This window comes from Granulosicoccus sp. 3-233, assembly GCF_052681095.1.
On record NZ_JBQYLE010000002.1, the window covers coordinates 525,295 to 550,695 of the forward strand.

Sequence of the window (25,401 nt, forward strand, 5' to 3'; positions counted from 1 at the left end):
TAAAGAAATTTCACATTGTCAATTTCACAAAACAGGTGAGTCCATGTCCAGCGCCTCTGCGATCCGGAATGCCCATTTTCTCGGCACCAAGATTCGCAATCTGCGCAAGCGCAACAATCTGACGATGGATGATTTGTCCGCTCGCTGTGTCAAGGTCGATGCAGAATCGGCGCCCTCGGTTTCCTATCTGTCGATGATCGAGCGTGGCAAGCGTCACCCCAGCGCGCGCATGCTGTCCGTGATTGCGGAAGTCTTCCAGAAGGATATCCGCTGGTTTCTCGATGATGTTCCCGACGAGGCGGCGATCGTTCCTGACAAGGGCAGTCGTGGCGGCATGCGGGGCATGGCACTGGAGCCGGGATTTCTTTTTTCCAGGGAGATCCTGCAGAACGCCATCCCGGAAATGCTGTCGCAGACTGGCGTATCCGGCAGACAGTTCGCTCATCTGCTGATCCGGGCGCATCAGGAGAACAACCAGAATCACTTCCCCGAGCTGGAACGTGCGGCAGAAGCGGTCGGCAAGAAGCAGATGCCATTGAGCCTGGACGCATTGACCGATATCTGCAAGGACATGGGCATGCGCATCAAGTGGTTCACCAAGGTGCCGGAGACAGCCATCGGTGCCAAGGTGCTCAGGGACAAGACCGTCGTGCGTTCCTTCTTCGAAGCACCCTCCACCATTCACGTCAACAAGCTGATGCAATCGCAGCCGGCGCGTCTCAAATACGATCTGGCGCTGTATATCGGGCACAAGGTCTTGCATGATGGTGATGGTGTCAAGAGCGTTGCCACCACCGGGCCGGGTGCCATCGATACGCGTTTCGCTACCGGTCTCGATGTCGACACATCCAGTGCGGTCAATACACAGGACATCGTGCATGCCTGGCGCGATTTCGAGTGCAGTTTCTTTGCGGGTGCCTTGCTGTGTCCCAAGGTGCCGTTTCGCCGACTGCTGGAACAGCGGGCGCACGACATCAATGTCGGGGACATGCTGGACGTCACGACAGCGGTGGTCATGCGGCGCATGACGGTCGTGTCCTCATACCCGCATTGGCACTATTTCGATGCCTATCCCCCCGGCCAGCTGCTGGCTGTCTATCGTGGCAACGGGATTCCGTTGCCCTGGGGAAACATGCGGATGGTGCAGGACCCCTGCCAGCACTGGGCCGTGTTCCGCATGATCAATGCCGATACCGACGAGGCCTCAGCGCAGATCTCGGTCATGGATGTGGGATCGGAACCGCGTATCTTCTGCTGCGAGTCGGTCAATGTCAGCGATCTGTCCGGCAACAAGCATGTGTTGTGTGCGGGCATCGATGTGAACCCGGCACTGGAGGCTCAGGGTGCCGATGCTGCATCCCTGGCTGCGAGTCTCCGGGCGGCCTGCAACGAAAATGGCGGGTCGGTGGCCATTCCGGCCGCGATCCGCAAGGAGCTGCAGCAGACGGCCAAATTGCTGAATATCGAATGGCTCAACCGGGGCATCGAGAAACAGGCACGCATGATCTGTCCCCGTATCGGCGCCTGTCCCAGAACGCCGAGTTGCCACGCAGGTTCATGAGGCGATGATGACGCCGGCGTCGCGCATGGCTGCGCGCGCGGCCTCATTCGAACCCTCGATATCGATACCTCTGCAGGCCTGTTCCAGCACGACGGCATCAAACCCTTCGCGTCGGGCATCCAGTGCCGAATAGCGGACGCAATAGTCAAGTGCCAGGCCAACGCAGAAGAGCCGCTGGATACCGCGTTGTCGCAGGTATCCGGTCAGCCCGGTGGTGGTCGTGTGATCATTTTCGTAGAAGGCCGAGTAGGAGTCGATTGCCGATCGAAAACCCTTGCGAATGATCAGCTGTGCACTGTTGCATTGCAGGTCCGGATGAAAGTCTGCCCCCCGACTACCCTGGATGCAGTGATCCGGCCAAAGCGTCTGCTCCCCGTAGGGCAGGGTGATCGTCTCGAAGGCTTGCTTGTCAGGGTGGCTGCTGGCGAAGCTTGAATGTCCGGCCGGGTGCCAGTCCTGGGTCAGGACCACGGTGGAAAACTGCGGAGCCAGTTCATTGATCAGCGGCAGAATGGCCTCGGCGTCGGGAACTGCCAGAGAGCCTGCGCTGCAGAAGTCGTTCTGTACATCGATGATCAGCAGGCAATCGTTATCCTGAATGCTCATGCTCGTCATGGGGTTCTCCGGAGACGTTCGTTGCGCGTGAGTGGCAGGCAGATGGCCGAAAAGTCCACAGCCATCGGCGAGCTGCCGGGTCTGTCCGGTTCACGCATCGACGGAACCGGCATGACGATACTGCCGCGGCTGGCTACGGCTGAGTGGCGTACAGCACCACGACTCGTTGCTGGGCGTCGTCGGCATTGTCAGGCAGCACTGCGGCTGCGGCGTCTTCTCCCAATCCGTTGAGTGCCTTGATCTTGGTGTAATCGAAGCCATTCTGGATCAGGTAGGAGCGCACATTGGTGGCACGTTGCAGAGCCAGTTGCTGGTTGTACGTGGCCGAGCCCAGTCTGTCGGTGAATCCGAATATGGAGACGCCGGTGGTGCGGTTCTTTTCCTGCGTGATGAAGGAATCCAGTACGGTGGCGGCAGCGTCAGTGATCTGCACACTGTTGCGATCGAAATAGATCTTGTACTGAACGGCCTGTGGTTCGGTCTGCTCACGCAAGTCGTCGCGTGTGACGAAGTCGCTGGAGGCGAGTTGATCGACCTTCTGTTGCACGCTTGACAGGGTATCGGCAAGATCGGGATTTGCACCGCCGATCTCCTGCAGACGCTCGTCGAGCGAGACCATCCGGGATTCCAGAGTGCTCTGCATGTCCTGGGCGTTGCCGGCTTCGGGTGATGATGCGGGCAGCTCCTGAACACGTGTACCCAGTTCCTCGATGCGTTTGCGGATGTTGTCCAGCAGGCCTTGCAAGGCCGCGGTATTACCGATGGCGCCGCTACTGTCAACCTGAGACTGTACCAATGCCAGCTGATCGCTGATCTCGGCCTGCACGGCATCGATGGACAGGGACTCGCCGGCGGTACGCAGCTGTGTCACCGACCCATCGAGGCGATTGACATTGCGTCTGTTGGACGCTGTCGATTGCTGCAGTTGACTGATCTCCTCGCGAGCCGCTGCCAGTTGTTCGCTGAGCGTGGCAATCCGGCGTGAATCCGAATTGGCTGTACTCAGACGTGACTCGAGTGCCCGGAATCTTTCATCGAGGGTGGCAGCCAGTCCGGGGCTGCCGGTGGCGTCGACATCGCCCTCTGATGTCGCGGCAATCGGGGTCGCTGCCAGTGTGTCCAGTCGCAGGTCCAGCGCCGTGATCTGCTCCTTGACTGTCGCCAGCTCGCTGCTGACGGAGGCTTCACGATCGTCCGACGATTGACGCAGGGAGGCAACATCCTCCGTCAGCGTGTCGACAGTATCCCGAATCTGTTGCAGACCTTGCTCGACAGCCTGCTCGTCAATTCGGCGAACCAGCAGCGCCAGGCGGCTGTCGATGGCATCGAGTCTGACCACATTGGCAGCGTTGCCCGCTTCGGCATCCTGTGCCACTTCGGTCAGTTCGTTCACGGCGGTTGGCAGATTGTCACTGCTGTCAGCGACAATCGATTCTTCCAGCAACGCCAGTCTCTCTTCCAGTGTCTGCTGCTGCGCTTGAGTATCTGTCTGCCCGGGCTGGAGAACGGCCTGCACGCCGGAATTCAGGCGTTCTCCCAGCGCGACGGCCTGGCTGCGGGCATCGTCGAACGTTCCGTCCGGATTCTGAACTTTCCATGCCCCAGCGCCGAGAATCAGGCCCAGCAGGGCAAGAACGAGCAATTTCTTCATGTTTGGCAGTACCGGTATCCGATGGTGCGGACACGCCCCGGGATCGCTGAACGCAACACGACTTCGCAACCGTCGAGGTTGGAAGTCGCGCTGATCCACCGACAGCCGGGCATGGCCCGCCTGTACAGGTTCGTCTCCATAGCCGCGCAGTGTATCGCAGGGCTAGCCAGTCGTGCTAGCCCGGACCGGTATGTTCGAGTATCAGCACAGCCAGGGGAGGCAAGGTGAGCTTCAGGCTGGCAGGTCGATTGTGCGCCGGTTCTTCATACGCCTGGATGGCCTGCCCCGGCTGCTGTTCGTCTGCAGATTCATCCTCGGCATCACCAGGGCTGACCACCGTCTCCGTTGCGCTCTGGTTGCTCTGGCCGCTGCCGCCGTAGATCTCCGCATCCGTATTGACCAGTTCCCGATAATGGCCGGCCTCGTTGACTCCGATGACATACTGCGTGCGTATGACCGGAGTGAAGTTGCAGATCGTGATGCAACTGCGCTTGCGATCGGCAGAGTAGCGATAGAACGAAATCACGCTCTGTTCATGATCATCGCAGTCTATCCATTCGAAGCCCTCCGAGTCACAGTCGGTCTCGTACAACGCCGGGTGCTGGCTGTACAGATGGTTGAGGTCGCGGACCAGTTTCAGGATTCCCTGGTGCTTGGCCTGATCCAGCAGATGCCACTGGATGCTGCCGCTGTGTTGCCACTCGCCATACTGGGCTATTTCACCGCCCATGAAATTGAGCTTCTTGCCCGGATAACTCCACATCATGCCGTACAGTGCCCGCAGATTGGCAAACTTCTGCCAGTCATCACCGGGCATCTTGTTGATCATCGAGCCCTTGCCGTAGACCACTTCATCATGCGAGAAGGGCAGGCAGAAATTTTCGCTGAAGGCGTAGATCATGCCGAAGGTCAGGCTGTTGTGATGATACTTGCGGTAGGCGGAATCCTTGCTCATGTAATCGAGCATGTCGTGCATCCAGCCCATGTTCCACTTGAACGTGAAGCCGAGACCGTTGTTGTATGTCGGGTGGCTGACGCCCGGAAAACTGGTGGATTCCTCCGCCAGGGTAATGCCGCCTTCGGCATGAACCAGTATGTTCATGCGCTTCAGGAACTCGATGGCTTCCAGGTTCTCACGACCACCATAACGATTGGGAATCCATTGACCCTGTTCGCGGGAATAGTCCAGGTACAGCATCGAGGCCACGGCATCGACACGCAGGCCGTCAAGGTGGAATTCACGTATCCAGTAAAGCGCATTGCTCAACAGGTAGTTGGAGACCTCGGCCCGGCCGAAGTTGTAGATCAGGGTCTGCCAGTCCTGATGCATGCCCTGTCTGGGGTCGGCATGCTCGTACAGATGAGTGCCGTCGAATTCGCCCAGACCATGGGCATCCGTCGGGAAATGTGCAGGAACCCAGTCCATGATGACGCCGATTCCCTCGGCGTGGCAGGCGTCGACGAAGTGCCGGAAATCATCCGGGCTGCCGAAGCGCGAGGTGGGAGCGAACAGGCCGATGGGCTGATAGCCCCAGGACCCGTCGAAGGGATGCTCCGTGATGGGCATGAGTTCGATGTGGGTAAACCCGTTCTCGATGACATAAGGCAGGAGTGTCTTGGCCATCTCGACGTAGGTCAGGGAGTCACCATGCAGATTCAGGCGCCAGGATCCTGCATGAACCTCATAGATGGACATGGGGCGGTGGCGCATGTCCAGCGACTTCCGGTTTTCCTGGTAGTCATCGTCACTCCAGATGAAACGGCTTTCGAAGACGATCGAGGCATTGCCTGGTGGTTGTTCGAAATACGGTGCGTAGGGATCGTGTTTCAGCGGCAGCAGACGACCATCGGCGGCCACGATCTCGAACTTGTAGAGTGCACCATTGCCAACGGCAGGAATGAAGATGTCCCAGACTCCGCTGCCGGGGTGCGATCGCATGACGTGGCGTCGCCCGTCCCAGTCGTTGAAGTCTCCCACCACGCTGACCCGGCGAGCGTTGGGTGCCCAGACGGCAAACTCGACGCCGGCCACCCCCTGAAACTGCATGGGGTTGGAACCCAGCACCTGGTAGAGCTCCTGGTGAGTACCTTCATTGAGCAGGTAGCGATCCATCTCGCCCATGGGGGATGTCATGGAGTAGGCGTCGATGATCTCCCAGTCGTTCTCTTCGCGAGACAGTTCCAGACGATAGGGACCGATGGTGTCTGCACAGACGACCTCGAACAGTCCGTGAGGATGGACCCGTTCCATGGGGATGCGTTGACCTTCATCGTCGATGACCGATACGGTATCGGCATGTGGCTGAAAGGTACGGATGACAGCCCGCCCCCCCAGACTCTCGACAGCCTCTTCGCCAATCGGGTGCTGACCGAGTACCGAAAAGGGTTCCGGGTGGCGGCCTTCGACGATGGCATTGACTTCGGCGTGACCTAGAATGCAATTCATGAGTACAGTTCCGAGAGGTAGCGGGAGGCACTGTCGTGCCATTCGAAGCGTTGCGCCCGGGCGCGCGTGGCTATATCACGGTAATCGTCAGGCTTTTTCTCTCTCAGCGCCAGTACCTTGTTCAGACGTTCCAGCATCTGAGTAGCCTGAGCCGGCATGGAATCCCCTGAAAACAGGAAACCGTCCACATCGTCGCTGATGGTGTCGCACAGTCCGCCCACCGCATGGGCGAGTACCGGTTGTCCTTGCCTCATGGCCAGCATCTGACTGATTCCGCAAGGTTCGAAGGAGCTGGGCATCAGGAAAAGATCACCATTGCTGAAAAGCAGATTGGACAGCGTTTCGGAGTACTGGTTGAGAAACAGGAAGTGCGAGTGTCGTGCCGCGATGGTTCGGCAATGCTGCTCCAGTCCCGCATCACCGGAACCCAGCAGCAGCAGCATGCCGCGGCCCTCGAGGGAGTCGAGCATGATATCCAGTGGTATCCGGCCATCGGGCAGAGGCTGCAGCAACAAGGCCATCTTCTGATCGGTCAGGCGTCCCACGCCGGTGATGATGTGTGTTGGCCTGGTCTGCTGTTGCCAGCGAAGCAGCCGCTGATGCGCCACGTAATCGAGCGACCTCAGATCCGGACGACGCGCCATGAGTCTGAGCATTTCATCTGCCGCGCTGCGCATGAAACCGGTCCAGTCAAGACGTGGCGCAGCCGGGATGTCGTAGTCGATACCGTTGATGATGCCGGTCAGTTTTCCCAGGCTGGCGGCCTGCTGCAGATCACGCTCCAGCCCTTCGCCACCATGAAAACCTCTCGCATGGTCGTTGGCCTCCACGATCTCCCTGGCGTAGGTAGGGGAGACTGTATGCACGACATCGGCTATGCGAATGGCGGTGGCTATCGGATTGACACATTGAGGCCAGCGCGGATCTGCCAGATCGACCGGGTTGTACCGCAGGTGCGGGAACCAGCCTTGCAATGATGATTCGTGTTCGGCGAACGGTCGTATACCCTGAAGGGCCAGGTTGTGGATGCTGAAGACGACCTTGAGTGGTTTGAGTGACTGGTAGTCGGGGTCATACTTGAGTAGCGCCGCCGCCAGACCGGTATGCCAGTCATGCAGGTGCAGCACATCCACTGACGCAATCAACCCTTCCTTCAGTGCCTGCAGGCTGGCCACACAGAACAGTGCGAACTTGTTGGCATCGGTGGCAAAGGGCTGGTTGGCATCGTCGTTGCAATAGACGCGACCCTTGCCTCCCGCGGCGAACAGGGGGTGGTGCGCCACCAGGTAGCGCACCCCCTTGTCTCGTCCTGCAAACAGTTCATGGATCTCGATGCGTTCGGTGCGTCCGCGAAACACGGCGGTGCACACACCCAGCAGCGTCGCGCCCGGCAGTTGGTGAAAGGCACCGTAGGCCGGGACAAGAACCGTCACACTGGCCCCCTGTCTGGCCAGTGCCTTCGGGATATCGCGTACGACATCGCCGATACCACCCACCTTGCCACCGGGGATCACGTCGTTTTCTGCCGCCAGCATGCAGATATGGGTCATGAGAAAGTCATACCTCGAGTGTCCTGGTGATGAGTCCGATCAGCGAACAAAATGCAGTTTCTGTCCGAAATTGTCTGGCGTGACCAGGGTGATGCCACTGTCCGTCACTCGAAACCCCTTGGCCCGATCTGCCTCGGCATCCACGCCGACTTCGGTGCCTTCGGGCAGTATTGTGCCAGTGTCGATGATGGCGCGCTTGACCGTGCAATTTCGTCCTATCTCGACATCGGGCATGATGACCGAGTCTTCGACGTTGCTGTAGGAACGTAGCCGCACATTGCTGAACAACAGCGAGCGGCTGGCCTTGCCGCCGGACACGATGCAGCCGCCCGAGACGATGCAATTGATGGCCATGCCTCGACGGTCGGCGGTATCGTGCACGAACTTGGCCGATGGCAACTGCATCTGGTAGGTGTAGATCGGCCAGTTGGTGTCGTAGAGATCAAGCTCGGGTTCGAAGTCCACCAATTCCATGTTGGCTTCCCAGAAGGCATCCAGAGTGCCAACGTCCCGCCAGTAGGGCTGGGCCGTACTGTTGGGCTGGTCATCGCCGAGTCTGAAGGCAAATACGTTATGAGAGTCGACGATACGGGGCAGGATGTCCTTGCCGAAATCATGCGAGCTGCCTTCCGCGTCGGCATCCTGTATCAGTTCCTGATAGAGGAACTCGGTATTGAACACATAGTTGCCCATGGAGGCGAGAACGCGTCCCGGTTTGCCCGGAATTTCGGCGGGTTCAGCCGGCTTTTCCTGGAATTCGAGAACACGCCCCTCGGTGTCCACCTTCACCACGCCAAACGCACCGGCAGCTTCTTCAACCGACACCTCCACGCAGCACAAGGTCATGTCTGCCTCACGATTGTTGTGGGCAGAGATCAGTGGTCCATAGTCCATCTTGTAGATGTGATCTCCACCGAGCACCATCACGAATCTGGGCTGGTGTGTGCGGATGATATCCAGATTCTGGTAGACCGCGTCGGCAGTGCCCTTGTACCAGCCTTCGTCCACCCGCATCGAGGCGGGCAGGATCTCGACGAACTCTCCGAACTCGGCCTTGAAGCCGGACCAGCCGCGACTGATATGGCGTACCAGTGAATGCGACTTGTACTGCGTTGCCACCCCCACGCGCCGTATACCCGAATTGATGCAGTTCGACAAGGCAAAGTCGATGATTCTGAACTTGCCGCCAAACGGCACTGCGGGTTTTGCCCGCCATTGAGTCAGTTCATGCAACCTGCTTCCCTGGCCACCAGCAAGAATCAGAGCCAACGTGTCTCTTGTCAGCCGTGATATCTGTCTTTCCTCTATGATGCTCATTCCGTCACCCTGGTTACGTTGGGCCCAGCTTAACCAATTCGACATCCTCTTGGCAAAGCTGTTGTGAAAAGAATGCATACGGGATCTGTCTGACTTTACCCGATCATTTCAGCAGCCAATCATTTACAGTGTGTTCAACCAACCGCCTTGACAAAATCATGAATTCCACAAACAGGAGTACAGCCGCCGAACTGCCGGGTACTGCTCAGGCAATGGTAACCGTCGACGATATCTGGACAGACGATCGGATTGCGTTGGAGAACGACAAGGATGCCCTGAGGCAGTCAGTGATCGATCATTTCGGTCGGACGCTGGGTCGAGACATCGATCACGCCGCTGCGCACTTTCTCTACAAGGCGGTAGCGCTGAGCGTGCGTGATCGAATGATGGAGCGCTGGCTGGCAACTCGCCAGGCAGTGGAGTCCGGCGTTCAACGGCATACCTGCTATCTGTCCATGGAGTATCTGATGGGGCGGGCACTGCGCAACGCCGTGCACAATCTGGATCTGCAGGATGAACTCGGGAAGGCACTGGAGGAACTCGGCCTCACGCTGGAGCAGACCGAACAACTGGAAGCCGATGCCGGTCTGGGCAACGGCGGGCTGGGGCGTCTGGCCGCCTGCTTTCTGGACAGTTGTGCCTCCCTGGCTCTGCCGGTCACCGGCTACGGCTTGCGTTATCGCTATGGCATGTTCCGGCAGTCCATCGACAAGGGGTTCCAGATAGAGCGCCCCGACAGCTGGCTCAGTGAGGGGCATGTGTGGGAACTGGAAAGACCGGAGCTGAGCTGTCGGGTGCGTTTCGGCGGGCGCGTCGACCTGATCACCGAGCTCAATGGCAACATCATTCATCGCTGGGTCGATACCGATGACGTTCGCGCCGTACCGTTCGATGTACCTGTGCCGGGCCATGACAACGGCATCGTCAATACCTTGCGACTGTGGAACTCGTCCGCTACCGATGAGTTCAACCTTCATGAATTCAATGCCGGGGGCTATACCGAAGCGGTGGCTGCCAAGAATGCGGCAGAAAACATCACGATGGTGCTCTACCCGAATGATGCCAGTGAAAACGGCAAGGTGCTGCGCTTGCGCCAGCAATACTTTCTGGTATCGGCCAGTCTGCAGGACGCCCTGCGAATCTGGTTGTTGCACAACGACGGTTTTCAGGGGTTTGCCGACGCCCACTGCTTCCAGCTCAACGATACACATCCCAGTCTTGCCGTTGCCGAATTGATGCGTCTGCTGGTCGATGATCACAGACTGTCCTGGGACGAAGCCTGGTCCATCACGACCCGGGTCATGGCCTACACCAATCACACCCTGTTGCCCGAAGCGCTCGAATGCTGGTCGCTGGACATGATTGGCGCTCTGCTGCCACGGCCGACCGAAATCATCCAGGAAATCAATCGGCGCTTTCTGGAAGAAGTGGAACAAGCCATGCCCGGTCAGCTGCAACAACATGCCGAGATGTCCATCGTCTCGTTCGACGCACAGCCGGTGGTGCGCATGGCACACCTGGCGATCGTTGGCAGTTTTTCCATCAATGGGGTCGCAGCCCTGCATTCGAAGTTGCTCAAGGAAGGCCTGTTTGCCAATTTCAATCGCCTGTGGCCGACCCGGTTCAACAACAAGACCAATGGCGTGACTCAGCGACGCTGGCTTGCTTACTGCAACCCTGGCATGAAGAGCCTGCTGGACAGCACTCTGGGGGAGTCCTGGACAGGCAGGATGGAGCTACTCGAACAACTGGTACCGCTGGCGGATGAACAGGCCTTACAGGCACGATGGCGCGAGGTCAGAAACCGCAACAAGCTGGCATTGGCCAGGCTGGTTGCCGAGCGCACGGGCATTGAGGTCAGCGCCGACATGCTGTTCGATGTTCAGGTAAAACGCATGCATGAGTACAAACGGCAGCTGCTCTGTACCCTGCATGCGGTTCATGTCTATCTGGATCTGCTGGACGGTCAGGATCATGTTCCCCGGCTTGTCCTGATTGCCGGCAAGGCTGCGCCCGGTTATTACATGGCGAAATCGATCATCAAGCTGATCAACAATGTTGCCAGTGTCATCAATGGCGACAAGCGCACTACCGACAGGCTCAAGCTGGTTTTTCTGCCGGACTACAATGTATCCGCCATGGAGGTGATCTGTCCCGCAGCCGATCTGTCCGAGCAGGTGTCCACCGCGGGCAAGGAGGCTTCCGGTACGGGCAACATGAAGTTCATGATGAACGGTGCGGTGACCATCGGTACCCTGGATGGTGCCAATGTCGAGATACTGGAGGCTGTCGGCAGTGAGAATTTCTTCCAGTTCGGATTGTCGGTAGACCAGGTGGATGGTGTCAGGCAGGGGTATGCACCATCCAGGATCATTGCCGGGGATGCACGGCTGACACGTATTTTCGAGGCATTTGACAGCGGTTTGTTCGATGCCGGTGAGGCGGAACTGGTACGCGGTGTCATCGACGCTGCGCGCAGCCCTCATGATGCCTGGCTGACAGTTGCCGACTTGCCGGATTATCTGGACAGTCAGCAGCAGGTCGAAGCCGCCTGGCAGGATACCGCTGGCTGGACACGCAAGAGCATCATGAATACTGCCTGTAGTGCCCGGTTCTCGACGGATCGCACCATGCAGGACTACAACCGGGATATCTGGCGTCTGCAGCCCATCGAATTGCCAGACCGGGAGACAATCTGACAATGCTTGACGGGTGCAATTGGCCGCTGGGAGCTACCAGCGATGGCAAGGGCGTGAATTTCGCGCTGTTCTCGAGACATGCGAGCCGTGTCGAACTCTGCTTGTTCGACAGTACGGGGGAGCAGGAAGTACAGCGACTGGAGTTGCCTGCGTGCACGGACAACGTCTGGCACGGTTACCTGCCGGGCATCCGACCGGGAGCCTTGTATGGTTACCGGGTGCATGGACCCTATGAGCCGACCAATGGTCACCGTTTCAACCCGCACAAGCTTCTGCTGGACCCCTACGCCCGCCGGTTGCACGGGAAACTGATCTGGAACGATGCGAATTTCGGCTATATTCGAGGGCATGCAGATCTGGATCTGTCCTTCGACCAGCGAGACAGTTCTCCCTTCGTACCCAAGAGCGTGGTTGTGCCTGCCCATGCACGCAACCATCGCAAACACGCACCGCACCTGAACCAGAGTGGTGAACGCCGGCAACGACCGTCACTGTGTGATTCGGTCATCTATGAAGCACACGTCAAGGGAATCAGCGCACTGCAGAAGCAGATACCCGCGGCACGTCGTGGTACCTACAAGGCGCTGGGAAGCAAGGCGGTTCTGTCGCATCTGAAAAAGCTGGGCGTGACCGCGCTGGAGCTGCTGCCGGTGCATGCCTTTCCCGACGACGAGTTTCTGGTGAAGAAGGAACTGGTGAATTACTGGGGATATCAGAGTCTGGGTTTTCTCTCTCCGGATTCACGCTATGCCTTTACCGATGATGCGGTGGCCGAGTTCAGGGACATGGTCAAGGCGGTGCACAAGGCTGGCATGGAAGTGTTTCTGGATGTGGTCTACAACCACACGGCAGAGGGTAACGAGCAGGGGCCAACCTTGTGTTACAGAGGGATAGACAATCTGTCCTACTATCGCCTGGAGCGCAATCCGCGTTATTACGTCAATGACAGTGGCACGGGCAACACCTTTGCGCTCGAGAATCCCCGGGTGCTGCAGCTGGTCATGGACAGCTTGAGGTTCTGGGCCAACGACATGGAGGTCGATGGATTTCGCTTCGATCTCGCCTCCATTCTCGGACGCGAGCTGCATGGATTCGAACGAGGCTCAGGCTTCTTCGATGCCGTGGCACAGGATCCACAGTTGGCCGATGTGAGGCTGATAGCGGAACCCTGGGATATCGGCCCGGGCGGCTATCAGCTGGGGCAGTTTCCACCACGATGGTCGGAGTGGAATGATCAGTTCCGTGATACAGCCCGGCGATTCTGGAATTCCGGAGCGGACGTTCTGCCGGATTTTTCCGATCGTCTCCTGGGCAGCAGTTCGCTGTTCGAGTGGCAGGGTCGCACTCCGTCAGCCACGGTGAACTTCATTACCGCACATGACGGCTTCACCCTGCGCGACACGGTGAGTTATCTGCACAAGCACAATGAGGCCAATGGTGAGGGCAATCGCGATGGTCACAGCAGCAATCATTCGAACAACCATGGTGTTGAGGGTGATAGCGATGATCCGGCCATCAATCAGCTCAGGGCGCGACAACAACGCAATCTGTTGAGCACCTTGTTCCTCTCTCAGGGGACGCCCATGTTGCTGGGTGGAGACGAGCGCAATCGCACTCAGCGTGGCAACAACAATGCCTATTGCCAGGACAATGCCACGACCTGGATCGACTGGACGGATACACCGGAAGCGCAGCAGCTGCAGGTGTTTACCCAGCGCCTGATTGCCTTGCGCAGAAACCAGCCCGTACTGCGACGACCCTGGTATCTGCATGGCGAACATCGCTCTGCGAGTTGCGCTCTTCCCGATGTCGTGTGGTTGAACAAGACGGCAAACGCGATGAGCGAAGCGGACTGGCATTGTCTCAATGGCGGATTTGTCGGACTGCAATTGATGGGAGACGCCATTCCGGCAGGGCAGTCGATCGAACCGTCGGATACCTTGCTGTTGCTGTTCAACGGCAGTGACAAGGAAGTGGACTTTCCTCTCGAAGCCGAACAGCTGGCAGGTACACGGTGGGTTGTCGAGATCGATACGGCGCAGCCGGAACAGGGAGCGATCGAAGTCAGCGGCAATCAAGTCTGCCAGTCTCGGAGCGTGGTGGTGTTGCGCTTCTGCCCTTGAGTGGCTGATATAATCCGGGGCGGTAAAGTCAGCCATTTGCGGAGAACATGAAGTCCAAGTTGCCGGCGTCGCACCTGTTTCGCCAATTTCTGCTGTTCGCGTTGACACTGGTGTTTCTGCTTACCGTGATCCGGGCAGCCTATGCGCTGTGGCAGTTCTCCAGAATCGAGGTGACGGATGCCACGGTCATGCCGCTGTTCATACAGGGGCTGAGGTTTGATCTGGCACTGGTCGGGATCATCTGTATCGTGCCGCTGATTCTGGGTGGCGTGCTGGCAATGATGACCCGGACCCGCCCCCTGGCCAAGTTCCTGATTACCGGATTCATGCTGGGGGGGCTGTTGCTGGTGATGCTGACAGAGCTGATTACTCCCTGGTTTCTGGAAACCCGCGGGCTGCGGCCCGATGTGCAACTGCTGAGCAGCATCGAGCAGCCGGCCAGTATCGTGAAAACACTGCTGGCTGAACAGGCCGTGCCACTGGTGGTTGCCGCCTTCCTGTGTCTGCTGATCCTGATCGCCTTCTGGGGGCGTATGGAAGTGCGTCGCTTTCTGCGCTATCGGCTGTCGGTACCGGGTGCATTGATGCTGTCCTCTGTCGGCGGTGTGTTGTGTGTTCTGGCCATCAGCTCATCCACCAATCCGGCACAGTTTGCGCTGTCACCGGCTGATGCAGCGATCAGCACGGATGTCACCATAAATGATCTTGCGATGAATTCCGCCTACAAGCTGCTGTACTCCCTTGTGTGGAGCAGTCCGCCAGTGGTGCAGGCCACCGGCGAAGAGATGCGAAGCCTGCCGTAGCAGTTACTTTCTCCAGGTGGGTCCACCTGGTGCGTTACTTGCGGTAATGCCCGCATGATCGATGCGGGCTTCAGATGGAGAACTAACGGCAACGGCCAGCTGGCCTTGCCCGCTGCCGTGTGTCTGGTGGGATTGATTCTGACGGCGTTTGCCGTGAACACCGTGTATCGCAATATCCACAGAGAGCGGATGGAGGAATTCGCACGTCGCAGCGATGTGCTGGCCTCGCGCATTGGTGATGCACTGGAGAACCAGAAGTTGCTGCTGAGAGGTGTTCGCTCTCTTCATGAAGGCGCGGAGTATGTCAGCAGGCGAGATTTCCAGGCGTACCTGGAATCGATCGATCTGGAGAACAGTTTCCCCGAAGTTTTCGCTGTTGGCTGGGTGCCACGCGTACCGCACCATATCCTGCACGAATTCATCCGCTCGGTGCGCAGCGACCGGTCGATCGATGACCAGGGTTATCCTGATTTCACCTTGAAACCCGATGCTGACCGCTACGCGGCAGAGCATCATGTATTGACCTATCTGCATCCCATGGAGGGCAAACGCTGGATGCTCGGTTACGACCTCACCTTCAGTGCCGAGCGTCTGCTGACTCTGGAACAGGCACGAGACTCGGGAGAATTCGCGATGAGTCCACCGCTCGTCATGACGCGGGAGGAGCCGACTGCCAAGGGCTTTCTTCTGATGCTACCCACCTACGGCGATGTCGAGCCGGAGAATCTGGCGCAGCGCCGACAGCATTATCGCGGCATGTTGTTGGGCATATTCCGCCATGAAAAGTTGCTCGAACCATTTGCCCTGGATCAGTTCACGGCCGTCGCCATCCGCGACATCACGGATGCCAGGGGGGCGGAAGACACCGCGTCAATCCAGCCATTCTACCAGGACGGCCAAACCGTCTCTGGTGCAAGCACACTGTTCAGGCGTATCAAGGGAGGAGGCGGACGTGAGTGGCAGCTGGCGGTGTCTCTTGGCCCGCATGCCCTGGCGCAGCTCAAGAGCTCGGCACAACTCTGGCTGATTGCCATCTGTGCTCTGGCCATCACTGCTCTGGCAGGCTTCTGTACCGGCAGACTGGTGGCGTCGAGAAATCGTGCTCTGCATCGTACCGGGATTCTGAGCGGAGATCTCCGGTTTGCCAGGCAACGCCTGCAACGGAGCGACGACGAGCTGCGACACTTTGCTCATGTGACCTCACACGACCTGCAGTTGTCGGTACGCAACGTCGACCTGTCAGTGACACTGCTCGAGAATGTACTGAATACGCGCATGACTTCGCCGGTCAGGGAAAACCTGGACCAACTGCATGCGGCATCATCACGGCTGCACAAGCTGGCGGACGACCTGCACGACCTGGCAAGGATCGGTCGTGAAAACCGGCAATTCGAGTGCGTTGATCTGAACCAGGTATTTGCGCTTGTGCAGGCTCGGCTGGCACCCTTGATCGAGGAAGCTCAGGCCAGCATCGACATCGGCAGCTTGCCGCAGCTTGCGGGCGATCGATTGCAATTGGAGCTGCTGGTGCACAAACTGATGAGCAATGCCATCCAGTATCGCTCAAGGGCACGCAGCTTGACGATCAGGATCGAGGCCAGACTGATAGATGCACAATGGCAGATCACCGTTGCCGATAATGGCATCGGCATCGCGGAGCGTTTCCATGACAAGGTGTTCGAGCCGTTCCAGCGATTGCACCAGCATGACGATATCGTCGGTACCGGGTTGGGGCTGCACATCTGCCGGCAGATTGCCGAATGCCATGCAGGGCAGATCGGCATAGTCAGTTCCAGCGAGGCAGGAAGCACGTTTGCAATCTGCCTGCCGGCGAACGAAGTGTCTCTCGACAAGGCGGCCTGAACAGGGTTCAAGCGAGAATCAGCTGTTGCAGGAGCCGTTGTCAGTCCACGCCCTGACATAATCGATATCGAAACTGGCCGGAAACTCGGTACTGGCGTCTGGCGACCCCGGCCAGCTGCCACCTACCGCCAGGTTCAACAGAAAGTGTACTGGGCGGGTGTAGTCATCCGGTGTCGGATGTGATGCCATACGCTTGCCGTCCAGATACCAGGTCACTGTTTCGGGCGTCCAGACAACGCTGTAGAGATGAAAGTCACGGGTCAGGTCGGCTTTCAGGGTGTGGTCAAACGGGAAGGAGGTCAGCTCACCGGTCTGGTTGGTATGCAAGGTGGTGTGGTAGGTATTCGGTTGGTGACCCAGACTCTCCATGACATCGATTTCAGGCAGCACCGCGACACCTTCGGGCCATTGCTCGAAACTGGGCAGTAGCCAGAATGCAGACCACAAGCCCTGTCCGCCCCGGGGCAATCGTGCACTGACTTCAAAGCGACCGTATTTTTGCGAATAGCTCTTTTCGGTCGTCAGGACGCCTGAAATGTAGGGTTGTCCGGATACCACGCCACGCAATGCTCTGGGAGTGGGGTTCGCTTCGATGCTGAGAATGCCATCATCGATGGAGAACGGTGACACTCCGTGTTCCTCCGGGTCGATGTAGAACTGCTGTTCATCATTGATGATGACGTCGCGTGGCCAGATATACCGGGTGCGCCAAAGGCCTTCGCGGGTCGATTCGTTCCAGAGCGACAAGGTATCGAAGGGCTCTTCGAAGCTCAAGTCCCAGCAACGGTCATCCAGTATCCGCTTTTCGGACTGGGCATGGGCAGCACCGCCGAGCAGGCTCAGGGTGACTAGCAGGGCGAATCGTCTGTGACAGGTCATTTTCATGTAGGGAGTATTACCTGTTCCGCCATGCCGGTTGGGCGAAATCAGGGTTACGGTTCAGTTGGCCAGCGAGGGTAGGACTCGCTGGCCTGCGTGAAGTTCGTTTCAGGCTGCCGGAGGATGCGCTGAATACCACTGCCATGCATGCCGGATGCTGTCCTTGATGTCGGCGTGCACCGGTTTCCAGTTCAGCCGGCTCATGGCCAGACTGGCATCGGCCACCAGCTCCGGTGGGTCGCCAGCTCGGCGCGCTACCGTGTTGTAACCGAAATCGACGCCTGTCACCTGGCGACAGGCGTCGATCACTTCCAGAACGGTATAGCCACGATTGACGCCCAGGTTGAATTGCTCGGCGCCCTCTGTCGGCGTTTTCTGCATGCGTTCGAAGGCGGCGATATGCGCACTGCACAGATCGTTCACATGGATGTAGTCTCTGATACAGGTACCGTCACGCGTGTCGAAATCGTTGCCGAAGACCATGAGATTGGTGTCCGCAGGATTGCCGCCAGCCTGTACGCGCAAGGCTTCAAACAGGATCAGCGGTAGCAGGTGTGTCTCCGGATCGTGCCGTTCACCGATGCTGCCGTCTTCAGAGCAACCGGCTGCATTGAAATATCGCAAGGCTATGCTGCGCAGTCCGTAGGCCGGTGCGTAATCCTTGAGAATCTGTTCGACCATGAGCTTGGACTGCCCATAGGGGTTGATGGGGTTCTGTGGGGTATCTTCGGTAATCGGCAGGGTTGCCGGCTCGCCATAGGTGGCACAGGTGGAGGAGAACACCAGCTTCTTCACATCGTTGGCACACATGCTGTCCAGCAGAGACTGGGTGCCCGTGACATTGTTGCGATAATACAATGCTGGCTCGTGCACCGATTCACCGACATAGGCCAGCGCGGCGAAGTGCATGACAGCCTCGATATCATGTTCCCTGAAGACGGCATGCAGTTTTTCACTGTCGTGCAGATCGCCTTCGATCAGCGTGCCCGCCGTGACGGCATCGGCATTGCCTCGTTCGAGATTGTCATATATCAGAACGTCAAAACCGCGTTGGTCCAGCATGCGAACCATGTGCGAACCGATGAAACCGGCGCCTCCGGTAACCAGAATGGATTTGCTCACGTTGTCTCTCTAATTGTCTTGTAGGTTGTCGCGCCAGCTGGCGCTACTGTGATCTGGCGTCATTGCGTGTCGCAGGTATTCCCTGACCCGCGGAATCCTCTTCCGAGCGGGTGGTGCCCTTGTCGAGCGCAAGCAGCGGCTGTCCCTGACTGTCAGTCAGGGGCAGAACGGATTCATCGTCGTCATTGTTCATGATGACAGGGCGACGTTGCAGCAGCAGGCGCTTCTTCAATGAGCGCCGCTGTCGGGTCCTTTCACGTGACTTTGCCAGCTTGCCGGGCATGTCGCCGGGCAGGCCGAATGCGGGAGTCTGAGATCGAGTCAGGGAGCTGCTGAGCGTGACCTGTTGCAACATGCTGATGGGCAGTGTCACGAACAGAATCCAGTACAGCTCGCGATTGACCAGCAATCGTGCCTCGGAATAGTTGCTCACCAGCAGGGCAATCATGAAACCCAGTGCGAACAGGACGCCGGGGAAAGGACGTTGATACTGACAATGGAACAGTTCGATCAGTTGCTGCACGATCATGAAGACCGCCAGCGCCGTCAGCGGCAGGCCGATCTCCGAGGCAATCTGCAGCAGACCGTTGTGCGCATGGAACACGGTCCAGGAAAAGTCAGTGAGGGATTGCTGAATCCAGACACTGTCGTCGGTTGGATACCACAGGGTGCCATAGCCGTATCCCGTCAGCGGTCTGTCCAGAATCAGTTGCCAGGTCTGTTGCCAGACATCCCCACGTCCCGTCAGGTCACCAGAGCGCCCGATCAATTCTGCCGTGTCGATATAGCTGAAGGCCATGGCCAGCAAGGCGGCCACCAGCAGGCCCAGGACCGACATCGACAGCATGCCCATGCGCAGACTGCGCGTGGTATGCAGGTACAGCATGACCAGTGTTGCGCAGATCAGTGCCAGTGCCGATGTCGCCGACACACTGAAATAGAGACACAGCAGGGCAGGCACGATCAGGATCAGACAGGTGACACGACGCGCCGTGGAGATCGGCCAGAAACACAGACTGGACAGCAACAGGGCCGTGATGGCCGACCAGAATCCCAGCGTATTCTTGGAAGCGGTGATGCCGGCCCAGACCAGTTGCCCCTCATATTGCTCCAGACCCAGCGATGGCATGAACCAGGCGGCCAGGGCGCTGCCGAACATCAGCAGGCCGAGAGTCGTCGCGCTGATGCGCAGAATCTGCGACAAGGGCAGACTGAAGCCGAGATAGATGGCCAGCAGGGTGGTACCGATCAGGTGTACCGAGCGTTCGATGGTCAGATTGGGGTCAACGGACCAGGCGGTGGAAAAGGCAGTACCGGCCACCACCAGGATCAGCGCCAGTCGATAACGCACCAGCCAGGTCAGCCAGTTGAGTCCGAAGCTGGCGAGCAGGGCCACGGCAGAGGTGAGATACATGACCAGCCACAGCAGCGTGACCAGGGTCACTGGCAGATCACCGGCAAAGGGAGATCGCACTGCCAGGGTGAGGGTGAAGCTGGTGCCCTGCAGCAGGGTCAGTACCAGCATCAGTGATGCCAGCAGCGGCACCCGGTAAGGCGCCTGATAGGTCGCCAGGGCTGGTCGCGGTACCTGGTGCTGAGCGGAGAGATTCACTGACGCCTGGCCTGCTCGAGCGTCAAGCCGCGATATCGTACGTATTGATCCACCAGGCGGCGGTAGAGTCTCGGGAAGAGATTCTGAACACTTTGCCGCACCATGCCCAATGGTCCCATTGCGCCGGTGCGATAGGCCTTCCAGAGCAATCCGAAACTCCGAACGGGTGCCGAGCGGGCCAGACCGACACTTGCGAAACGTGCCTGGAATCCCGCCCAGGCCATTGGCGACATGGCGGTTTTCTGTGTATCCATCCAGCGGAAGAAATTGGTGTATTTCTCGGACGTGCCGGCATGTATGGGCAGCTGCGACAGGGCCTCATCGCTGATCACATCGGCGTACAAGGTCAGCGGCTGAGGCAGCATGCGGAAAGCAATTCCGGTGCGCCAGCAGTCGATGGCAAACTGATCATTGTCCCCGAAGGTCACGGATTCGTCCCACTGCACCCTGGTGGCCAGGGTGCGTGGCATGACCATGGTGCTGGTCTGGATGAAGCTGCCATCGACGTACAGGTAATCGAATATCGATTCCTCCGCACCAAGTGCACGCGCGGGTTTCACCCAGTAGCGGTCGACGCCGCGATCGACGATGATCTGCCCGTACAGCAACACGTCTTCATCCTCTTCGAGGCAGTCGTTGGCGACCTGCAGAAACGTCGGATACCAGCGATCATCGGAATCGAGAAAGGCGATGTACTGACCCGCTGCGACCTTCATGCCGTGGTTGCGCGCCGCAGCCGGACCTGCATTGTCCTGATGCAGCACTCTCAGGCGTGGATCGTCGATGGCTGCCAGCACATCACGGGTGTCATCGCTCGAGCCATCGTCGACTACCACCACCTCGAAATCGTCGAAAGTCTGTTCGAAGCATGACTGCAGCGTATCCAGCACCGAGGCAGATCGATTGTAGGTCGGTATGACTATGGAGAATCGGGGGGACATCAGTAGTTTTCGTTCCGAATGGTAGCGTGACCCAGATGCGCACTCACCTTGCCGCGCAGTTTCCAGCGTAATTGTCGCGAGCGTTCCATCCAGGAAGGACTCAACCATGACAGCGCACTGGCAAGCAGGGTCTGTCCCCCCAGCGCGATGGTTTTCAGTCCCCGCACAAGGCTATGGCCGACGCCGGGCTGCAGCAACTGCATGACCCTGACCCGTGAATTGTGGATGTTGACGATGCGCTGCTGTACCCAGGCGTCGTGCAGACGATCCTCGGGTACCGGTTCATGGACAATGGCATGCGCCGCCCATGCCATGGAATAGCCCCGTTGCCGGAGTTGCATGAAGAAGGCCAGGTCCTCGCCACCGCTGTGCGCAAAGGCGTGATTGAAGAACTCCGGAGCCAGCGCCTGCAAGGCATCACTGGTGATCAGGAAATTGCCGCCGGCCTGCAATTGGCAGAGGGACTGATCGGGCAATGCCAGGTCCGCGCCGTAATAGGCATTCTGTCGACTCGATTCGGCGCATCCTTCGGGAAACACCGGTCGAGTCGGGCCACCGACCACATCGACATTGCAGGCATTGCGAACACGTTGCAGTTCGGTCAGCCATTGCGGCTCTGGCCATTCATCATCGTCGAGAAAGGCCAGCAAGCGGGGTTCGAGTTGCAAGGCCCGTGTGCAGGCTGCATTGCGGGCAGCTGAAATTCCCGGCTCTGTCGCGGACACCGTGTGCAACGGAAAAGGGTAGCCCGCCGCGCTCAGCGCTTCGCAGACAGCCAGACCTTCAGCTCCCGGGTCGTTGTCGGAGACGACGACCTCCAGGCCATCGGTGCCGGCAAGCTGTGGCAGGGTTTCCAGAAGTTTGCGCAGTCCTGCCGGACGACGATAGGTGCAGATGCAGAGAACGGTTTTCACGAGGCCGCTTTCAATCGGGTGTAGAGAATGCGGGTCAGGTAGATCGCCATGAACGCTTCTGCCGCCAGTATTCCCAACAGGGTGGATTCAGGGTTGAAGAAGTAGAGTGTGACGCTGACCAGGACACCACTGAGAATGGCGCCATAGACACTTGCCATGGCCAGTACCCGGAAGTCGCGCATGGCCTGCAGCGCAGCTGCAGGCGCGTTGTAACTGGCGGCGAACAGGGTGATGACGGACCAGGTGGCCACGATCAGCCCCATGGGTTCGTCCGCGTATTGATCGGCATACAGAAAGGCATCGATCCAGGGCCACAGGATCAACAGCATCAGACCCATCAGCAGTACGGCCCCGGCCATCAGCAGGCTGGTCGTCCGGATCTGTTGCCTGACGGCCAGATGTCTGGACTCGGACAGCGCGACAGCCAGCTCGGGCTTGACCATGTTCTGCCAGGTCAGCAGCGCAACCCGCACGGGCCCGAAGAGAACGAATCCGGCCGCCAGAGGCGCGTAGGCATGCGGCCCGTTGGTGGCCGTGATGATGAGGCTGTGCGCTTGTGCCAGAAACAGTGTGGTCAGGGAACCCGCCAGGGCCCAGCGGGATTGCTCCCAGACGTCGCGATAACTGCCGATACCGGCCAGAGTCAGCCATTTGCGTCCGCTACCGTGCAGGCGATGGCGTTCCACCAGCATGGCCGCCAGGTTGGCCGCCACCAGTGCCAGCAGGACGTGACTGATGTTCAGGTCGTCCACCCAAAGGATGATGGCCAGCATGACCACGATACCGGTGCCGACATAGGTGGCATCACCCAATGCAGTCACCAGAGGACGCATGCGTGCGTAACCGGCACTGCGACTGAAGTGGCGGGCCGAGTAGATGGCCACGAACAATGCCACCGACAGGGTCACAGTCGTATTCTGTTCACTCCAGCCGGAATAGACGAAGCCGCAGACCAGCAACGCAAGAAACAGCATCATGTTCAACGTGCTGAACATGCCCTCCTGGCGTGATCTCTCGGCAGGGTCCTTGACGATGGGTGTGTAGACTGTCAGGGGGGTGGAGATCAGCGCATTGTTGACTGCCGATGCGAACATCGCCAGGACGAACGCAAAGGCGAAGATGCCATAGTCATAGGGTGTCACCAGGCGCAGCAGGACCAGATTGAGTGCAAAATGAAAGCCACTGACCATGGCCTGAGCACCGACCGACAGAGCCAGCCTGGAGGTCGCCAGCTGGATGCACTTGTCGATGATTCTCACGCCCGTCATTCCCTTTCCGGCATCTGAAGTCTCCAGGACTGCCTGTGCGCCATTCATGGCTGCCGTTTGTTCATCGGCCGTATCGATGCTGCTCACCGTGTTCAGGCCCGCTTGTTACTGATCAGCATGCCCATGCCGTTCTTCAGCAGTATAGCCCCCAGAAGAACCGGTTCCACCAGATAGCGGAAGGCGAAACGGCGCGGATTTTCCAGCAGTCTGAAACTCCATTCCAGTCCCAGACGACCCATCCAGCGAGGGGGGGTCTTGACGGCTCCTGCAACATATTCCATGCAGGCACCGCAGGTGAAGACGATGGGGGCATTGATGAGGTGACGATGAGCATGCAACCAGGCTTCCTGTTTCGGCGCTCCGAATCCGACCAGCACGATCTGCGCATTGCTGGCATTGATCTGCTCGATGACCGCCAGGCTCTGTGTGCTCATGGGTGTCTGATCGAAGTAGCCATCGTGTCCTGCAAGATGGATGTTCGGGCTTTGCGTTCGAACGATATCCATGGCCTTCGCCTGAACCTCGGCCTTCTGTCCGAGATGGAAGACAGTCCAGCCCCGATCGCTTGCCAGTTGCATCAGTGGCATGATGAAGTCGACGTAGGTCAGGCGGTGTGCTCGGGTGACCGGTATGCCCAGCAACTGCATCAGCCAGATGACCGGCATGCCGTCCACCAGCACCGTGGTGCCCTGATAATGTTTCCGCAGCTCGGCATCGGTGAAGTAGCTGTAGAGCGAATGCAGATTGTGATAGAAAACACTGCGGCGTTCCGAGTTCTGTATGGTCGACTCGGTCAGTTGCAGGTAGTCTTCCAGGGTGCCCGGGTGTGCGAAAAAGCCCAGCAGGGATCGCTGCGGCAGTCCAGCGGGATCAGTTGCCATCGTGAGAAACTTTCAGAGGTTTGTGGGAGCAGGCAGTCCGGTCCGGGTCTGCGGTGCTGATATTTCCGGTATGCGTTCGAGTCGGTTTCCAGTGTTGACTCGATACCTTATCGGCTGCTGGCTGCCCGGTCTACAACCGGGGCCGCGCCTGAGAAACGACTGCCGGCTGACGCGGGTGGTCGCCGACATCAGGCAGCCCGGCGACAGGCTGCCTTCGATCAGTCATAGGGCTGGGGGGGCAACCGTGAGCGGTATGGCTGATCTGGCTGACAGGGTGATCAGTAGGCGTTCTTGTGGGTCCAGCCCTTGAAGACGGTCAGGACGAGAATCTTGATGTCGAGAAACAATGACCAGTTCTTCACATAGTAGCGATCGTGCTCTATGCGCGAGACCATGTCGCTGACACGACGGGTTTCACCGCGATAGCCATTGATCTGTGCCCAGCCAGTGATGCCCGGTTTCACGCAGTAGCGAGAACCCAGCGCGGGAATCACGTATTTGAAGTCTTCATCCAGTTTCAGCGGGTGAGGTCGGGGACCGACCAGGGACATGGAACCCTGAATCACGTTGAACAGCTGAGGCAGTTCGTCGAGACTGGTGCGTCGCAGAAAGGCGCCGATTCGGGTGATGCGAGGGTCATCCTTCTGTGCCTGCTTGAATTCCTGCGAACCACTCTGGTACATGGTGCGGAACTTGTAGACCTTGATGATTTCCCGGTTGCGGCCGCTGCGAGCCTGGCAGAACAGGGCGGGGCCCGTGCTGTCCAGCTTGATGGCAATGGAGATCAGGGCCATCAGCGGGAACAGGATCAGCAGGGCGATCGAACCGAAGATGAAATCCTCGAGGCGCTTGAGCGCCGCATTGATTCCGGTGATCGGCCACAGCGTGGAGCTGTCGCTGTGTACCAGTGTGCCGAGACGTTCTTCCTCGCCAGGCAGGTCGTTGATATAAGCCGCGTTGGCACTTTCAGTATCCAAGACTGTGTTGCTCTGATTATTCTTGATTGCGCTGGCGCCTGACACCTTGTTCTCCTGTATCCGTATTGGACGTGACACCGAGCTTCCTGATTCCATGACCAGGAGCCCGTGTTAAATGATTGAAATTCAAATGATATTACTGCAAGCAACATTTCCGTTGCGTGACAGCTGGCTCGTTT

General features: G+C 58.5%; 18 protein-coding genes. 5 read left to right on the forward strand and 13 right to left on the reverse strand.

The features are described from left to right. The first annotated feature begins 43 nt into the window (after positions 1-43). Positions 44-1,561: a DUF3612 domain-containing protein gene (locus ACUNV4_RS07220; protein WP_430877832.1), complete on the forward strand. Its 1,518-nt coding sequence runs from the start codon at positions 44-46 to the stop codon at positions 1,559-1,561. Here the strand turns inward: ACUNV4_RS07220 and pncA are convergent. From pncA to glgC, 5 genes are all read right to left on the reverse strand, one after another. After that, positions 1,556-2,176, reverse strand: coding sequence for a bifunctional nicotinamidase/pyrazinamidase (pncA, locus tag ACUNV4_RS07225; protein ID WP_430877833.1), 621 nt, complete (start codon positions 2,174-2,176; stop codon positions 1,556-1,558). The genes ACUNV4_RS07220 and pncA overlap by 6 nt on opposite strands. 133 nt (positions 2,177-2,309) lie before the next feature. Beyond that, positions 2,310-3,827 carry an OmpA family protein gene (locus ACUNV4_RS07230; protein WP_430877834.1) on the reverse strand — a complete coding sequence of 506 codons (1,518 nt, stop codon included), beginning with the start codon at positions 3,825-3,827 and terminating at the stop codon, positions 2,310-2,312. A 175-nt stretch (positions 3,828-4,002) separates the two neighbouring features. Beyond that, entirely contained in the window at positions 4,003-6,273 is a 2,271-nt protein-coding gene (gene glgB / locus ACUNV4_RS07235; RefSeq protein WP_430877835.1) for a 1,4-alpha-glucan branching protein GlgB, read from the reverse strand. Next, positions 6,270-7,823 carry a glycogen synthase gene (locus ACUNV4_RS07240; protein ID WP_430877836.1) on the reverse strand — a complete coding sequence of 518 codons (1,554 nt, stop codon included), beginning with the start codon at positions 7,821-7,823 and terminating at the stop codon, positions 6,270-6,272. Before ACUNV4_RS07240 ends, glgB begins: the two co-directional genes overlap by 4 nt. Before the next feature lie 39 nt (positions 7,824-7,862). Then, the gene (gene glgC, locus ACUNV4_RS07245; RefSeq protein WP_430877837.1) at positions 7,863-9,140 is read right to left on the reverse strand and encodes a glucose-1-phosphate adenylyltransferase; all 1,278 of its coding nucleotides are present in this window, start codon (positions 9,138-9,140) and stop codon (positions 7,863-7,865) included. Positions 9,141-9,298: 158 nt separating this feature from the next. Between glgC and ACUNV4_RS07250 the strand changes: the two genes are divergently transcribed. Genes ACUNV4_RS07250 through ACUNV4_RS07265 form a run of 4 tightly spaced genes read left to right on the forward strand, consistent with a single transcriptional unit; the run spans position 9,299 to position 16,628 of the window. Continuing rightward, the gene (locus tag ACUNV4_RS07250) at positions 9,299-11,839 is read left to right on the forward strand and encodes a glycogen/starch/alpha-glucan phosphorylase (RefSeq protein WP_430877838.1); all 2,541 of its coding nucleotides are present in this window, start codon (positions 9,299-9,301) and stop codon (positions 11,837-11,839) included. A 2-nt stretch (positions 11,840-11,841) separates the two neighbouring features. Continuing rightward, a complete protein-coding gene (gene glgX, locus ACUNV4_RS07255; RefSeq protein WP_430877839.1) occupies positions 11,842-13,962 on the forward strand; it encodes a glycogen debranching protein GlgX in 2,121 nt (706 codons plus the stop codon). Between the two features lie 47 nt (positions 13,963-14,009). Continuing rightward, positions 14,010-14,765 carry a hypothetical protein gene (locus ACUNV4_RS07260; RefSeq protein ID WP_430877840.1) on the forward strand — a complete coding sequence of 252 codons (756 nt, stop codon included), beginning with the start codon at positions 14,010-14,012 and terminating at the stop codon, positions 14,763-14,765. A 54-nt stretch (positions 14,766-14,819) separates the two neighbouring features. Then, entirely contained in the window at positions 14,820-16,628 is a 1,809-nt protein-coding gene (locus tag ACUNV4_RS07265) for a sensor histidine kinase (RefSeq protein ID WP_430877841.1), read from the forward strand. An 18-nt stretch (positions 16,629-16,646) separates the two neighbouring features. Here ACUNV4_RS07265 and ACUNV4_RS07270 read toward each other — a convergent pair whose 3' ends face one another. From ACUNV4_RS07270 to ACUNV4_RS07305, 8 genes are all read right to left on the reverse strand, one after another. Then, positions 16,647-17,513, reverse strand: coding sequence for a glycoside hydrolase family 16 protein (locus ACUNV4_RS07270; protein WP_430877842.1), 867 nt, complete (start codon positions 17,511-17,513; stop codon positions 16,647-16,649). Between the two features lie 102 nt (positions 17,514-17,615). Further along, positions 17,616-18,629 (reverse strand): UDP-glucose 4-epimerase GalE, encoded by a 1,014-nt coding sequence (gene galE, locus ACUNV4_RS07275; protein WP_430877843.1) that lies wholly within the window; start codon positions 18,627-18,629, stop codon positions 17,616-17,618. A gap of 43 nt (positions 18,630-18,672) precedes the next feature. Next, entirely contained in the window at positions 18,673-20,241 is a 1,569-nt protein-coding gene (locus ACUNV4_RS07280) for an O-antigen ligase family protein (protein ID WP_430877844.1), read from the reverse strand. Beyond that, positions 20,238-21,182 carry a glycosyltransferase family 2 protein gene (locus ACUNV4_RS07285; protein WP_430877845.1) on the reverse strand — a complete coding sequence of 315 codons (945 nt, stop codon included), beginning with the start codon at positions 21,180-21,182 and terminating at the stop codon, positions 20,238-20,240. The genes ACUNV4_RS07280 and ACUNV4_RS07285 overlap by 4 nt, the downstream gene beginning before the upstream one ends. Continuing rightward, positions 21,182-22,096: a glycosyltransferase family 2 protein gene (locus ACUNV4_RS07290; RefSeq protein ID WP_430877846.1), complete on the reverse strand. Its 915-nt coding sequence runs from the start codon at positions 22,094-22,096 to the stop codon at positions 21,182-21,184. Before ACUNV4_RS07290 ends, ACUNV4_RS07285 begins: the two co-directional genes overlap by 1 nt. After that, positions 22,093-23,451: a lipopolysaccharide biosynthesis protein gene (locus tag ACUNV4_RS07295; protein ID WP_430877847.1), complete on the reverse strand. Its 1,359-nt coding sequence runs from the start codon at positions 23,449-23,451 to the stop codon at positions 22,093-22,095. The genes ACUNV4_RS07290 and ACUNV4_RS07295 overlap by 4 nt, the downstream gene beginning before the upstream one ends. 5 nt (positions 23,452-23,456) lie before the next feature. Continuing rightward, complete coding sequence (locus ACUNV4_RS07300; RefSeq protein ID WP_430877848.1) at positions 23,457-24,245, reverse strand: WecB/TagA/CpsF family glycosyltransferase; 789 nt, start codon at positions 24,243-24,245, stop codon at positions 23,457-23,459. A 278-nt stretch (positions 24,246-24,523) separates the two neighbouring features. Then, the gene (locus ACUNV4_RS07305) at positions 24,524-25,222 is read right to left on the reverse strand and encodes an exopolysaccharide biosynthesis polyprenyl glycosylphosphotransferase (RefSeq protein ID WP_430877849.1); all 699 of its coding nucleotides are present in this window, start codon (positions 25,220-25,222) and stop codon (positions 24,524-24,526) included. Positions 25,223-25,401: the final 179 nt, after the last annotated feature.

Bases quoted from the DNA above. Each gene is read 5' to 3' on its own strand.
- ACUNV4_RS07220 (WP_430877832.1), top strand. From the start codon at position 44: ATGTCCAGCGCCTCTGCGATCCGGAATGCCCATTTTCTCGGCACCAAG.
- pncA (WP_430877833.1), bottom strand. From the start codon at position 2,176: ATGACGAGCATGAGCATTCAGGATAACGATTGCCTGCTGATCATCGAT.
- ACUNV4_RS07230 (WP_430877834.1), bottom strand. From the start codon at position 3,827: ATGAAGAAATTGCTCGTTCTTGCCCTGCTGGGCCTGATTCTCGGCGCT.
- glgB (WP_430877835.1), bottom strand. From the start codon at position 6,273: ATGAATTGCATTCTAGGTCACGCCGAAGTCAATGCCATCGTCGAAGGC.
- ACUNV4_RS07240 (WP_430877836.1), bottom strand. From the start codon at position 7,823: ATGACCCATATCTGCATGCTGGCGGCAGAAAACGACGTGATCCCCGGT.
- glgC (WP_430877837.1), bottom strand. From the start codon at position 9,140: ATGAGCATCATAGAGGAAAGACAGATATCACGGCTGACAAGAGACACG.
- ACUNV4_RS07250 (WP_430877838.1), top strand. From the start codon at position 9,299: ATGAATTCCACAAACAGGAGTACAGCCGCCGAACTGCCGGGTACTGCT.
- glgX (WP_430877839.1), top strand. From the start codon at position 11,842: ATGCTTGACGGGTGCAATTGGCCGCTGGGAGCTACCAGCGATGGCAAG.
- ACUNV4_RS07260 (WP_430877840.1), top strand. From the start codon at position 14,010: ATGAAGTCCAAGTTGCCGGCGTCGCACCTGTTTCGCCAATTTCTGCTG.
- ACUNV4_RS07265 (WP_430877841.1), top strand. From the start codon at position 14,820: ATGATCGATGCGGGCTTCAGATGGAGAACTAACGGCAACGGCCAGCTG.
- ACUNV4_RS07270 (WP_430877842.1), bottom strand. From the start codon at position 17,513: ATGAAAATGACCTGTCACAGACGATTCGCCCTGCTAGTCACCCTGAGC.
- ACUNV4_RS07285 (WP_430877845.1), bottom strand. From the start codon at position 21,182: ATGTCCCCCCGATTCTCCATAGTCATACCGACCTACAATCGATCTGCC.
- ACUNV4_RS07300 (WP_430877848.1), bottom strand. From the start codon at position 24,245: ATGGCAACTGATCCCGCTGGACTGCCGCAGCGATCCCTGCTGGGCTTT.